Source organism: Nocardioides zeae, assembly GCF_030818655.1.
Classification (GTDB): domain Bacteria; phylum Actinomycetota; class Actinomycetes; order Propionibacteriales; family Nocardioidaceae; genus Nocardioides; species Nocardioides zeae_A.
Genome location: NZ_JAUTAN010000001.1, coordinates 203214 through 216208, shown reverse-complemented (window position 1 = coordinate 216208; position 12995 = coordinate 203214). Strand labels below are relative to the sequence as shown.

At 74.6% G+C, this 12995-nt stretch carries 13 protein-coding genes; 5 read left to right on the top strand and 8 right to left on the bottom strand.

Going from position 1 to position 12995, the window contains the following annotated elements; all coding sequences use genetic code 11:
* Positions 1-20: 20 nt before the first annotated feature.
* From QE405_RS00940 to QE405_RS00925, 4 genes are all read right to left on the bottom strand, one after another.
* The gene (locus QE405_RS00940; RefSeq protein WP_373459434.1) at positions 21-1835 is read right to left on the bottom strand and encodes a DEAD/DEAH box helicase; all 1815 of its coding nucleotides are present in this window, start codon (positions 1833-1835) and stop codon (positions 21-23) included.
* Positions 1832-2113 carry a DUF3039 domain-containing protein gene (locus QE405_RS00935; RefSeq protein WP_373459433.1) on the bottom strand — a complete coding sequence of 94 codons (282 nt, stop codon included), beginning with the start codon at positions 2111-2113 and terminating at the stop codon, positions 1832-1834. Before QE405_RS00935 ends, QE405_RS00940 begins: the two co-directional genes overlap by 4 nt.
* 93 nt (positions 2114-2206) lie before the next feature.
* Positions 2207-2764 (bottom strand): YqgE/AlgH family protein, encoded by a 558-nt coding sequence (locus QE405_RS00930; RefSeq protein ID WP_307198355.1) that lies wholly within the window; start codon positions 2762-2764, stop codon positions 2207-2209.
* A 41-nt stretch (positions 2765-2805) separates the two neighbouring features.
* The gene (locus QE405_RS00925) at positions 2806-3351 is read right to left on the bottom strand and encodes a hypothetical protein (protein WP_307198354.1); all 546 of its coding nucleotides are present in this window, start codon (positions 3349-3351) and stop codon (positions 2806-2808) included.
* A 174-nt stretch (positions 3352-3525) separates the two neighbouring features.
* On the opposite strand from QE405_RS00925, the gene QE405_RS00920 reads away from it, so the two are divergent.
* Positions 3526-4284, top strand: coding sequence for a TetR/AcrR family transcriptional regulator (locus QE405_RS00920; protein WP_307198353.1), 759 nt, complete (start codon positions 3526-3528; stop codon positions 4282-4284).
* Between the two features lie 40 nt (positions 4285-4324).
* Here the strand turns inward: QE405_RS00920 and QE405_RS00915 are convergent, their stop codons facing one another.
* The 4 genes from QE405_RS00915 to QE405_RS00900 all read right to left on the bottom strand — a co-directional run bounded on the left by QE405_RS00915 (position 4325) and on the right by QE405_RS00900 (position 8308).
* Positions 4325-5341: a DUF3048 domain-containing protein gene (locus QE405_RS00915; protein ID WP_307198352.1), complete on the bottom strand. Its 1017-nt coding sequence runs from the start codon at positions 5339-5341 to the stop codon at positions 4325-4327.
* 102 nt (positions 5342-5443) lie between these two features.
* Positions 5444-6211 carry an SDR family NAD(P)-dependent oxidoreductase gene (locus QE405_RS00910; RefSeq protein ID WP_307198351.1) on the bottom strand — a complete coding sequence of 256 codons (768 nt, stop codon included), beginning with the start codon at positions 6209-6211 and terminating at the stop codon, positions 5444-5446.
* Between the two features lie 10 nt (positions 6212-6221).
* A complete protein-coding gene (locus tag QE405_RS00905) occupies positions 6222-6653 on the bottom strand; it encodes an HIT family protein (RefSeq protein WP_307198350.1) in 432 nt (143 codons plus the stop codon).
* Positions 6650-8308 carry a M15 family metallopeptidase gene (locus QE405_RS00900; RefSeq protein WP_307198349.1) on the bottom strand — a complete coding sequence of 553 codons (1659 nt, stop codon included), beginning with the start codon at positions 8306-8308 and terminating at the stop codon, positions 6650-6652. Before QE405_RS00900 ends, QE405_RS00905 begins: the two co-directional genes overlap by 4 nt.
* A gap of 161 nt (positions 8309-8469) precedes the next feature.
* Here QE405_RS00900 and QE405_RS00895 point away from each other — a divergent pair, with 161 nt between their 5' ends.
* From QE405_RS00895 to QE405_RS00880, 4 genes are read left to right on the top strand one after another with little or no spacing between them, the layout of a single operon-like run.
* Positions 8470-9198, top strand: a complete 729-nt coding sequence (locus tag QE405_RS00895; protein ID WP_307198348.1) for a GNAT family N-acetyltransferase — start codon at positions 8470-8472, stop codon at positions 9196-9198.
* Positions 9195-10421, top strand: coding sequence for an LLM class flavin-dependent oxidoreductase (locus QE405_RS00890; RefSeq protein WP_307198347.1), 1227 nt, complete (start codon positions 9195-9197; stop codon positions 10419-10421). Before QE405_RS00895 ends, QE405_RS00890 begins: the two co-directional genes overlap by 4 nt.
* The gene (locus QE405_RS00885) at positions 10418-11830 is read left to right on the top strand and encodes an NtaA/DmoA family FMN-dependent monooxygenase (RefSeq protein ID WP_307198346.1); all 1413 of its coding nucleotides are present in this window, start codon (positions 10418-10420) and stop codon (positions 11828-11830) included. Before QE405_RS00890 ends, QE405_RS00885 begins: the two co-directional genes overlap by 4 nt.
* Positions 11827-12993, top strand: coding sequence for an LLM class flavin-dependent oxidoreductase (locus QE405_RS00880; RefSeq protein WP_307198345.1), 1167 nt, complete (start codon positions 11827-11829; stop codon positions 12991-12993). The genes QE405_RS00885 and QE405_RS00880 overlap by 4 nt, the downstream gene beginning before the upstream one ends.
* Positions 12994-12995: the final 2 nt, after the last annotated feature.

Below are 12995 nucleotides of genomic sequence, written 5' to 3'. Positions count from 1 at the left end.
TCGACACCGGCCGACCTCCGTCACGTACGTCGCTGGACCGCCCAGTCGCGGATCTTGTCGATGCGTGCGCGCAGCTGCTCGGCCGTCGCGACCGCGGCGGGCGGACCGCCGCACTCCTTGCGCAGCGCGGCGTGGGTGACGCCGTGCGGCTGGCCGGTGCGGTGGTTCCACGCCGCCACGAGCCCGTTGAGCTCACGTCGCAGCACCGCCAGCTGCTCGTGGGCGGTGGCCTCGGCGCGCGGCGCGGGCGGGTCGGACGCGGGCCGCGTGGCCGCCGCGTCACGCTTCTTCTGCGCCCGCTCGCTCTGGCGCGTCTGCAGGAGGTCCCGCACCTGGTCGGCGTCGAGGAGGCCCGGGATGCCGAGGAAGTCCATCTCCTCCTCGGAGCCGACGCTCACCTCGCCCTCGTGGCCGAACTCGCCGCCGTCGTAGAGCACCCGGTCGAACACCGCCGCCGAGCCGAGCGACTCGAAGTTGCCGAGCTCCTCGTCCGACGCCCCCTCGGTCGCGTTGGCCTGCGCGAGCAGGTCCTCCTCGGCGGCGAAGATGTCGTCCTCGTCCTTCACGGCACGCCCCAGCACGTGGTCGCGCTGGACCTCCAGCTCGGAGGCGAACTCGAGCAGCCGGGGCACCGACGGCAGGAAGACCGACGCGGTCTCGCCGCGCTTGCGGGCGCGCACGAAGCGCCCCACCGCCTGGGCGAAGAACAGGGGCGTGGACGTCGTCGTCGCCCACACGCCGACCGCGAGACGGGGCACGTCGACACCCTCGGACACCATGCGGACCGCCACCATCCACCGGCTGTCGTTCTCGGCGAACTCCGAGATGCGCTTCGACGCCGCCTTCTCGTCGCTGAGCACGAGCGTCGCCGACTCGCCGGTGATGTCCTTGATCAGCTTGGCGTAGGCACGCGCCGAGTCCTGGTCGGTCGCGATGACCAGCGCTCCCGCGTCGGGGACGTGGCGACGCACCTCGGACAGCCGCTTGTCGGCGGCCTCGAGCACCGACGGCATCCACGACCCCTTGGGGTCGAGCGCCGTGCGCAGCGCGTGCGCCGTCATATCCTTCGTCAGGGGCTCGCCCAGGCGCGCGGTCAGCTCGTCGCCGGCCTTCGTGCGCCACTGCATCTCGCCCGAGTAGGCCAGGAACAGCACCGGTCGCACGACGTGGTCGGCCAGCGCGTGCTGGTAGCCGTAGGTGAAGTCGGCGGCCGAGCGGGGCACGCCGTCGGGCCCGTCGACGTAGCGGACGAACGGGATGGGGTTGATGTCGGAGCGGAACGGCGTGCCGGTGAGGGCGAGGCGCCGCGAGGCGGGGCCGAACGCCTCCATCACGCCCTCGCCCCACGACTTGGCGTCGCCCGCGTGGTGGATCTCGTCGAGGATGACCATCGTGCGGAACCGCTCCGTGCGGATGCGCATCGCCAGCGGGTTGACCGACACCCCGGCGTAGGTCACGGCGATCCCGACGTACTCCTTCGACGTGCGGCCCTGGCCGGCGGCGTACGCGGGGTCGACGGGGATCCCGACCTTCGCGGCGGCCGCGGCCCACTGCACCTTGAGGTGCTCGGTGGGCGCGACGATCGTGAGGCGGTCGATGATGCGGCGGTCGAGGAGCTCCTTGGCGACGGAGAGCGCGAAGGTCGTCTTGCCCGCGCCGGGGGTCGCGACGACGAGGAAGTCCTTGGGGGCCTCCTCGAGGTACTGCCGCATGGCGGCCTGCTGCCAGGCGCGGAGCGACGTGGCCGTGCCCCACGCCGCGCGGTCGGGCCACGCGGGCGAGAGGTCGACGGTGGTGGGCTGCTCGGCCCCGGTGTGCGCGGGGGGCCGCGTCACGCCTTGTCGCCCGAGCCGGCGTCGTCCCCCATGGACTCCCAGATCTCCTTGCAGTCCGGGCACACCGGGTACTTCTCCGGCGCGCGGCTCGGCACCCAGACCTTGCCGCACAGCGCGATCACGGGCGTGCCCATGACCATCGCCTCGGTGAGCTTGTCCTTCGGCACGTAGTGGCTGAAGCGCTCGTGGTCGCCCTCGTCGGTCGGGACCGTCCGCCGGTCCTCGATGACGCTCGTGCCGCCACTCGTGTCGGGAGAGAATCCGATGCGCGTGCTCACGGTCGACGAGTCTACGGCGCCCCGCCGACACCCGCGATTCGTCGGCGGGCGCCCGGGGACGACCGCGGGCCGTCCCCGAGCGGCACGGCCGGATCAGTTCTGGGACGGGTCCACGGGGCGCGTGGAGACCCAGGCGAGGGAGCCCGGCTGCCGCCGCAGCACGTCCCGCCGCAGCTCCGCGGGGTCGAGCGCGAAGACGTCGCCGATGTGCCCGGGCACCACGTACCAGCTGCCCTCGGCCACCTCGTCCTCGAGCTGGCCGGGTCCCCAGCCGGCGTACCCGACGAAGACACGGAGGCCGGCGAGACCGTCGGCCACCAGCTCCACCGGCGTGTCGAGGTCGAGCACCCCGAGACCGTCGACGACCTCGCGGAAGCCGACGGGCGGGGTCCCCGGATCGGTGGGGCGGGCCAGGGCGAGCGCCCCGTCGACGGAGACGGGGCCGCCCTGGAAGAGCACGTCCGGCTCGACCGCCAGGTCGCGCCACCCCTCGAGCACGTCGGCGACGAGCACCGGCGAGGGCCGGTTGAGGATCACGCCCAGCGCGCCCTCGTCGTCGGCGTCGAGGAGCAGCACGACGGACTGCTCGAAGTTCGGGTCCTGCAGCTCCGGGGCGGCGACCAGGAGCATGCCGGAGTGGAGCGGGGCCATGGGTCCATGATGCCCCGCGCCCCGGCGCGGGCTCGACCCGCTCAGGAGGCGAGCGCCGAACGCAGGCGGTCGATCAGGGTGGTGGCGCGCCAGTGACCGGTCGCGCGGCCGCCGTCGACCGTCGAGCCCGCGACCGCCCAGGCCGCGCGCGCACGGTCCTCGATGCTCGCACCGACCGCCACGGCGGCCTCGTCGTCGTAGCTGGAGCGGCCGGCCATCGCGGCCAGCATCATGCGCTCCTTGGCGACCGCGTTGCCGAGCAGACGGTCGGCCTCCGGGTCCACGCCCTCGGCGAGCGCGTGGTCGAGGACGGCCCGGACGCCGGGCATCTGGGCGGCCGTCGCCACCCAGGCGTCGACCACGGCGGCCTCCAGGTCCAGCGGCTGCCGGCCCAGCACGCCGTCGATGCGCCCGGACAGGCGGGTGTGCCAGCGCAGCTGGAGGGCGCCGAGCAGGTCGAGCTCGTCGCGGAAGACCGCACGGACGCCCTCGACGTCGGTCGGGAGCAGCCCGTCCCCGCGCATGTTCGCGGCCGCGATCACGTTGCTCAGAACCTCGCCGCGACGGTGGTACGTCGTCCAGGTCATGGGTGGTCTCCTTCGGTGGGTCGAACTCGTCCGTGGTGCGTACCCGCGGTACGTACTCCCGGTACGTACTCCGAGTATGCGGAACCGGTTGCCTGCACCGAAGCCACTACACCCGTGACCTCGCCCACGTGGCGCGCACCACCTGATCGCGCCACCTCCCTATGCTGGGCCGCGATGTCGAAGCCGTCCTCGAAAGCGTCCGCCGCCTCCAAGCTCCTGCGGGGCGGACTGCCCTCCGTGCCCGGAGCGGGTCGGCGCGCCCAGTTCTCGGCCGCGACCAAGCGCGCGCTGGTGGACGTCGCGGAGCGCCTCTTCACCGAGGACGGCTACACGGGCACCTCGCTGGACGCGATCGTGGCCGGCGCCGAGGTCACCAAGGGTGCGCTCTACCACCACTTCAACGGCAAGCGCGCCCTGTTCGAGGCGGTCTTCGAGCGGGTCGAGGGCGAGGCCGTGCGCGTGATCCAGGCGGCGATGAAGGCGCACCGCGATCCCTGGGACAAGGCCGTCGCCGGCCTGCGCGCCTTCGTCGACGTCGTGCAGCAGCCCGGCTACCGGCGCGTCGTCGTGCAGGAGGCGCCCACGGTGCTCGGCCACGAGGGCGTGCGCGAGCAGGGCGAGCGGTCGAGCCTCGCGGTCGTCCACGACCTCGTGGACCAGCTCCTCGTCGACCGCGACCGGCCCGTCGACGCGGGCCTCGTGTCCACCTTCAGCCGCATCCTCTTCGGCGCCCTCGCGGCCGCCGGCGAGGTCGTCGCGGAGAGCGACGAGCCCACCGACGCCAGCCGCCGGGTGGAGATCGCCTTCGGCTACCTCATCAGCGGCATGCAGCTGCTGCGCGAGGCAGGCGTCGGCCTGCCGACGGCGGACGAGCTCGCCGACCCCGCGGCCCCGTCCCCCATCCCGGCGTCCGCGGACGAACCGCAGGACTGACGCCGGACGCGCCGGCCCTCGGTCGGCCCTCGATCGACCCTCAGCCGACGTCGACGCTCCCGGTGCCGCTCGGCACCAGCTCGATCCAGGTGCGGCCCGGCGGCACGGTGAGCACGGCACCGTCGCTCGTCGTCAGCGCCAGCGAGGCGGACGGGGACGCCTTGGTCCAGGTGGCGGCGACCGCCCGGCCACCGTGGACGACCGTCGCGGTGCCGCTGCCCTCGAGCACCGACTCGGGCACCGGGTTGCCGGCCGGGTCGAGGTAGCCCGCGTCGACGACGTCGACCTCGAGCGCCAGCACCGTGTCCGCGCTGAACCCGTCGCCGTCCGCGCTGAACGCGTCGTCGACGACGTACTGCTCCCCGTCGAGCTCCCACGACGTCGTGTGGTCGGGCGAGAAGCGCACGTCGATCTCCGTGGCGGGCGTGCCCGCGGCGTACGCGTCGCTCTCGCCCCAGGCGAGGTAGTCGGCCGGTCGGTCGCCGCCGGCGGCCGTCGGCTCGATCTCGGTGAGGTCGGCGACGAGGTTGTAGGGCACCGCGCGGTCCGCGGCGCGCGAGAAGCCCGGCGCGCCCTCCTCGACGAAGGGGATGCCGGCCTCGTCGATGCGCGCGATCGTGCGCTGGGCGGCGCCGCTCGTGACGATGGTGGTGCTGCCGTCCGACGGCACGATGCCGATGTCGGTGGCCCGCATCGAGCGGACGGGACCGACCTCGTCGGGGTAGGCGGACTGGAAGAAGGCCGCGAGCCGCGTCGAGCCGCCCTCGACGAGCTCCTCGACGACGAGGTCCGCCTGGCCGAGGCCCTCCTGGGGCGCCGCCCGGGACGTGTTGTCGATCTTGACGACCAGGACGGGCTGCGTCGCGTCGCCGCCGGCCAGCGGGGTGCCCAGGTAGGGCCACGTCGTGGGCGCGGCGGACGTCGACGCGCTCGCCGCCGGCTCCTCCGTCTCGGGTGCGGCGGAGTCGAACTCCGACGAGCACCCGCTCAGCAGCAGCCCCGTCACCGCGGTCGACACGAGCCCTGCCCGCACCCGATCCGCCCTCGTCCCACGCATCCGCCGCTCCTCACCGTCCGGTCACCGGCGGAGTCTGCCGATGCACGGGGGCGGGGCGGTGGAGGCGCGCGGGACGAGGGCGCCGGTCGGCCGGACCTGCGGTCAGACGAGCGTGGAGCCGCCGTCGACGTACAGCGTCTGGCCGGTGATGTAGGACGCCTCGTCGCTCGCGAGGAAGGCGACCGCCGCGGCGATGTCCTCGGGGAAGCCGACCCGCTTGACGGGGTTGTGCTCGGCCGCGGCGGCGCGGAAGTCCTCGACGCTCATCTTCACGCGGGCGGCCGTCGCGTCCGTCATCTCGGTGGCGATGAAGCCCGGGGCGACCGCGTTGACGTTGATGCCGAAGCGGCCCAGCTCGATGCCGAGCGTGCGCACGAAGCCCTGCACGCCCATCTTGGCCGCCGAGTAGTTCGCCTGGCCGCGGTTGCCGAGCGCCGAGACGCTGGAGAGGCAGACGACCTTGCCGTACTTCTGCTCGGTGAAGTGCCGCTGCGCCGCCTGCGTCATGAGGAACGCACCCTTGAGGTGGACGCCCATGACGATGTCCCAGTCGGCCTCGGTCATCTTGTGGAGCAGGTTGTCGCGCGTGACGCCCGCGTTGTTGACGAGGACGTGGATCCCGCCCAGCTCGGTGACCACGCGCTCGACGGCGGCGTCCACCGATGCCTTGTCGCTGACGTCGGCACCGATGCCGATCGCCTTCGCACCGTCGGCGAGCTCGAGGCGGCCCGCGGCGTCGGCCGCCGAGGCCTCGTCGAGGTCGAGGATCGCCACGGAGGCGCCCTCGCTCGCGAACCGCTGGGCGGTGCCGAAGCCGATGCCTCGTGCCGCGCCCGTGATGACTGCTACTCGTCCGTCGAATCGACCCATGCGGCACACCCTACCGATCGCTCGGCCGGTCGTCTTCGAGGGCCACGCGGAGCCGTTCGGCGTACGCCGCGCGCTCGCCCGCGGCGTACTTCGTGCGGGGCCAGAAGAAGCCCCGCAGCCCGTCCCCCTTCGTGCGCGGCACCACGTGGAGGTGGAGGTGCGGCACCGACTGGCTGACCGTGTTGTTGACGGCGACGAACGAGCCCTGCGCACCCAGTCCCTCCACCACCGCGCGGCAGAGGCGCTGCGCGGTGGCGAGGAACGGGTCGCGCAGCCCGGCGGGCAGCTCGTCGAGCGTCACGACGTGCGTGCGCGGCACCAGCAGCACGTGGCCCTTGAACACCGGACGCTGGTCGAGGAAGGCGACGAGCGCGTCGTCGGCGTGCACCACGTCGGCCTCGGTCGTGCCGGCGACGATGCCGCAGAAGACGCAGTCGCTCACGCGTCGAAGTGGTGCTTGTCGCTGAGCCCGTAGGTCCAGCGGATGCCGTAGCGCGCCAGCAGCTTCACCACCGTGTGGCCGGAGCTGCGCCACGCGACCTGCGGGTGCGACCGGCTGACCCACCACGTGTTGGGCACGACGCCGCGGGCCGAGTGGTAGGGGTTCTCCCACGGGTTGATGTCGATCGAGCGGCCGTAGGAGTGCGGGGAGCGCCTGCCCGGCTTGCCGACCACGTCGCGGCAGTTGAACGCCGAGGTGTTGTCGGCGGCCATCGACCGGTAGTCGTCGGCGCCGCGGACCGTCGAGCTGTAGCCGAACCAGTCGACGCGGATCATCAGGCGGATCGGGATCCCGGAGTTGTGCATCGCGGCGAACGCGTTCGCAGTGCGGGTCGCGACCGACTTGTGGACGACCATCTCGCCGCGGTAGCGGAAGCCGTCGAAGCCGATGTAGTTGACCCGCACCAGGCGGAGGTCGGCGCGACCGACCGGGCAGCCGCTGCGCCAGCTGCGCCCCACCATGTGGTTCCAGATGTTGTTCGGGATGGTCAGCACCTGCGGGAACGCGCCCGCCACGGTCGCCCGCGCGGGCGTGAGCGCGCGGGTGTCGACCGACGGCTTCGGCGCGCCCGCGGGCAGCGCGACCGGGTTCGTGTAGGGCAGCACGCTCACGTAGCGGCTCGGGCTGGTGCCCTGGTAGATCCACTCCTCGGTGCGGAAGATCGCGCGGTACTTCGAGCCCTTGCGCGGGTAGACGTCGAGCCGCGCCTTGCCCTGCGCGTCGAGGGAGACCCGGGTGAGGATCTTCGTGCCGGAGCCGTCGTCGACCTGCACCTCGAGCTTGCCGGTCACGACGTTGCCCACCTCGTCGGTGACGGCCATCCACAGGCGGTAGGGGTGCTCGTCACGGACCGAGCTGCCCTTCACCTCGAGGTGGACGACCGCCTCCCGCATCTTCATCGTCACGGCACCCTCACCGGTCGACGCGCCGTAGGTGGCGTTGCCGGCGAACTGGACGCGCACCCGGTTGTCGATGCGCCACTTCGACATCTGGATCGTGGCGTAGGCGGTGCCGTCGCTGCCGGTGACGAGGTCGGGCAGGGGCATCCAGGTCCTGTAGCCGTAGCGCTGCGCCGTGAGCGGAACGCCCGCGACCGGCTGGCCGTTCGCGTCGGTCACCGCGATCCGGACGTCGACGAACTCCCCCCGGTACGACGCGGGTCCGGCCACCGCGATCGAGGTGGCGATCGTGTCCGCGGTCGGCTCGGCCTCCGGGTCGGCGTCGGGCGTCGTCGGCGGGGTGCTCGGCGGGGTGCTCGGCGGGGTGCTCGGGCTCGGGGGCGGGGTCGTCGGGCTGCTGGGGCTCGGGCTCGTGGGCGCCGACGGCTCCCCGGTCGGCTCGGACGTCGGCGTCGACGGCTCGTCGGTGGGCTCCGTCGACGGCTCGTCGGCCGGCTCGTCGGCCGGCTCCGCGGCCGGTTCCGCGGCCGGGGCGGCGGGAGCCGCGGTGGCCACGGCGACGGGCGGGGCGGCGTACGTCGGCGCGGAGCCGAGCACGAAGGCGGCGAGGGAGACGCCCACCACCGCCCCGGTGGCGCCGCGCGCGACGGTTGGGACGATGCGACGACTACCGAACCGGACGCCCGAGATCCTCATTGCAGCACCCTAGGGACCGGGCGGGTCGGCGACAACGGACTCGCGGGTGCGTCGCCTGTTCGGATGACGCCGAGGCCCGGCACCGTCGGACCGCCGCCGTCGGCGCACCACGACTCGGGACGCCCAATGCGTAGTTTCCGGATCGACCTAGGCTGGCAGTCGTGTCCTCCCCCACCGCCGCGCCCGCGCCGGGGCTGGCGTTGCTCGACAACCCGGCCTGGGCATCGCTCACCGGCCCCCATGCCGCGCTGGCCGTCGGCGACGGCCCGGCGCGCCGCTACGCGCCCGACGTCTCGCCGTTCGCCGGCCTCGAGGACCCGCTGGACGCCCGCTGCTGGGACGCGCTCGCGGGCCTCGTCCCGGAGGGCGACGCGGTGGTGGTGACGGGACCGGGGGTCGTCGCCGCGCCGGGCTGGCAGCTCGTCGAGCACGTCCCAGGGGTCCAGCTCGTCGCGACCCGTCCCCTCGACCCGGGCACGACCGGGGACCTGCGGCGCCTCGACGCCGACGACCCCGCGGACGTGGCCGCCATGCTCGACCTGACCTCCCGCACCCGTCCCGGCCCGTTCCTGCCGCGCACCGCCACGCTCGGCACCTACCTCGGGCTGCACGCCCCCGACGGCACCCTGGTCGCCATGGCGGGCGAGCGCCTGCACCCCGCGGGATGGACCGAGATCAGCGCGGTCTGCACCGACCCGGCCTGGCAGGGCCGGGGGTACGCCGCGCGCCTCGTGGCCGCGGTCGCCGCGGGGGTGGTCGCGCGCGGAGAGCGGGTGCTGCTGCACACCGGCGCCGACAACAGGCGGGCGATCCGGCTGTACGAGCACCTCGGGTTCGCGCTCCGCACGACGACGAGCCTCGTGCTGGTGACACCGCAGGAGCACCGGTGAGCGACCCGGTGGGCACTCCCGTGGTCGCCGTGGCGCTGGACGGCGTCGGGTGGCACCCCGGCGCCTGGCGACGGAGCCCCGAGGAGGCGCGGCGGTCGGCGACCGCGGCGTACTGGCGCGACCTCGTGCTGCCGCTCGACGACGCCGGCGTCGACGTCGTCACCTGGGAGGACCCGTTCGGGATCCCCGGCGACGGGTACGGCGAGCCCGCGGCGCGCGCGGACCGACTGCGCGTGGCGCCGGAGCCGGTGCTCCTCGCGAGCGCGCTCGCCCCGTCGACCCGTCGGGTGGCGCTCGTCCCGAGCGTCGTCACCACGCACACCGAGCCGTTCCACGTCGCCACCGCCGTGGCCACCCTCGACCACGCCTCGCTCGGTCGCGCCGGGGTGCGGCTCCGGGCGGACGCCACGCGCACCCGGGCGCGCCTGCTGGGTCGGCGGGACCTCCCGCCGCTCGAGACCGCGACCCGCGACGCCCCCCTCTCGCTCGCCGCGCGGGACGAGGTGTTCGCCGACGCGGGCGAGGTCGCCGAGGTGCTCGGTCGCCTGTGGGACAGCTGGGAGGACGACGCCGAGATCCGTGACGCGACGACGGGACGCTTCGTCGACCGGGACCGGCTGCACCACATCGACTTCGTGGGGGACCACCTCGCGGTGAAGGGTCCCTCGATCGTGCCGCGCTCACCCCAGGGCCGTCCCCCGGTGCTGGTGCTCGCTCACGACCCGCGCGCGTTCGCGCTCGCCGCGGCGGCGGCGGACGTGGTGCTGGTGACCCCGGACGCGCCGTACCCGGGCGACGACGCGGCCGGCTCCGTCGCCCGCGTGCGCGCGGCGGAGGCCGCGGCCGGGCGCGCGGAGCCACCGCTGCGCGTGCTGGGCGAGGTCGACGTCGTGCTCGGCGCGACCCGCGAGGAGGCGACCCGACGCCTCGCGGAGCTCGACGCGCTCGCCCACCCGGGCGGCGGCGCGTGGCGCTCGGACGCCGTTGTCGTCGTGGGCACCCCCGTCGACCTGCTGGCTCGGGCGGACACCTGGCGCGCGGCCGGTCTCGACGGGCTGCGGCTGCGGCCGGCGGAGCACGCGGTCGACCTCCCGCTGCTCCTCGAGCACGTGCTGCCGCACCTCGTCGACGCCGGGCGGCCCGTCCTCACCCTGCGCGAGCGGCTCGGTCTGGAGCGCCCGCGGTCGCGCTACGCCGCCCCGACGCGGGAGGACGCCTCGTGAGCGCCGGTGCGGAGCGCCCGGCCGAGCGTCGGCCGCCGGGGCGCCGCCAGGTGCGCCTCGGTGCCCACTTCCCCGGCGTGAACGCCACGAGCGTGTGGAGCGACCCCGCCTCGGGCAGCCACATCGACTTCTCCAGCTTCGTGCACATGGCCCGCACGGCCGAGCGGAGCCGCTTCGACTTCTTCTTCCTCGCCGAGGGCCTGCGCCTGCGGGAGAAGAAGGGCCGCATCCACGACCTCGACGTCGTCGGTCGGCCCGACACGCTCGCCGTCCTCGCAGCGCTGTCGGCGGTGACGGAGCACCTCGGGCTCGTCGGGACGCTGACGACGACCTACAACGAGCCCTACGAGGTGGCCCGGCAGCTCGCCACGCTCGACCACCTGTCCGGGGGCCGCGCGGGCTGGAACGCGGTGACCTCGCCCGACGCGTTCACCGGGGCGAACTTCCGCCGCGGCGGGTTCCTCGACCGCGCCGACCGCTACGACCGCGCCGCCGAGTTCGTCACGGTCGTGCGGTCGCTGTGGCGCTCGTGGGGCGTCGACGACCTGGTCGCGGACACCGACGGGGCCCGGTTCGTGCGGGACGTGGAGGTCGGGGCGTTCTCCCACCGGGGCCGGCACTTCGACGTGGAGGGCCACTTCCCCCTGCCCCGCAGTCCCCAGGTCGAGCCCGTGGTGCTGCAGGCCGGTGACTCCGACGCGGGCCGCGCCTTCGGGGCGACGCACGCCGACGGGATCTTCACGCTCGCGCGGGGGCTCGACGAGGCGAGGGCGTTCTCCGCCGACCTCAAGGGGCGGGCGGCGGCCGCCGGCCGCGACCCCGACCACCTGCTGATCCTGCCCGCCGCGACCTTCGCGCTCGGCGACACCACGGAGGAGGCCGAGCGGCACGCCGCCGAGGTGCGACGCGCGCAGGTCAGCGGTGCGACGGCCCTGCAGTTCCTCGAGCGCTTCTACAACCGCGACCTCTCGGGCTACGACCCCGACGGCCCGCTGCCCGACGTCGAGCCGCTCCCGGAGCCGGAGGACCCGCTGCTGGTGCAGGGCCAGGTCGTCCCCACGGTCGATGTCGTCGCGCAGGTGCGGGAGTGGCGGGAGCTCGCCGCGGCGAAGGGGCTCTCGCTCCGTGACCTCGTGGTCGAGGTCAGCGCCCGCCAGACCTTCGTCGGCACGGCCGCCGAGATCGCGGAGCAGATCGACCACCGGGTGCAGACCGGTGCGGCGGACGGGTTCATCCTCGTCCCCCACCTCAGTCCCGGCGGGCTCGACGAGCTCGCCGAACGGGTCGTGCCCCTGCTGCAGGAGCGGGGGTCGGTGCCCGCGTCGTACACGGGTCGCACGCTCCGCGAGAACCTCGGCCTGCCGGCTGAGCCGCCCGTGAGGAGCCACCCCGTGAGGAGCCACCCGTGACCGTCCACCTCACCGTGCTCGACCTCCTGCCGCGCAGCAGCGGGGACGACGACGCGACCGTGCTCGCCAACGCCCGGTCGCTGGCGGTGGCGGTGGAGGCCGCGGGCTACCGACGGCTCTGGTTCGCCGAGCACCACCTGAACCCGGGCGTGCTGGGGTCCTCGCCGGCGGTCACCATCGCCCTCGTCGGGCCCGTCACCTCCCACATCCGGCTGGGCTCGGCCGGTGTCCAGATCGGGCACCGCACCCCGCTCGCCACGGTCGAGGAGTTCGGCCTGCTCGCCGCCGCCTTCGGCGGTCGCCTCGACCTCGGCATCGGTCGCTCGCCGTCGCGACCTGCGCCGGGCACGGAGCAGCCCGGCGGACCGTCGCACGCCCTCGGCCGGGCGCCCGCCCGGCACACGACCGAGACCCGCACGGCCAACGGGTTGCTGCTCCCCGCGCCGTACACGCCCGGGCCCGGCACCCTCGCCCGCCTCCGGGCGACCCTCGACCTGCTGCAGCAGCCGGGGGCGTGGGCGCCGCCGTACGACGAGCAGCTCGACGAGGTGGTCGCGCTGCTGGAGGGCTCCGTGACCGACGCCGAGGGCCGCCGGTTGACCGCCGCCCCCGGGGAGGGCGCCGACGTGGACCTGTGGGTGCTCGGCGCGTCCGCCGGCACGAGCGCGTCCGTGGCCGGTGCGCGCGGCCTCCCGTTCGTGGCCAGCTACCACCACTCCCCCGCCACCGTGGTCGATGCCGTGGAGGCCTACCGCGCCGCGTTCCGCCCGTCCGAGAAGCGGGCGGCGCCGTACGTCGCGGTCTCGGTCGACGCCGTCGCCGCACCGACGTCGGCCGAGGCCCAGCGCCTGGCAGCGGGCTACGGGCCGTGGGTGCGCAGCATCCGCGCGGGCGAGGGCGCGATCCCCTACCCGTCCGACGCGGAGGTGCCCGCACTGCGGCTCGGCGACGAGGACGCCGCCCTGGTCGACGACCGCGTCCGCACCCAGCTCGTCGGCGACCCGGGCGAGGTGGCCGACCGGCTCGAGCAGGTCGTCGGGGCGACGGGCGCCGACGAGATCGCCATCACGACGATGACGCACGCCCACGCCGACCGGGTGCGGTCCTACGAGCTGATCGCGGCCGAGTGGGCGCGGCGGGGACACGTGGCCCCCACCTCCTGAGA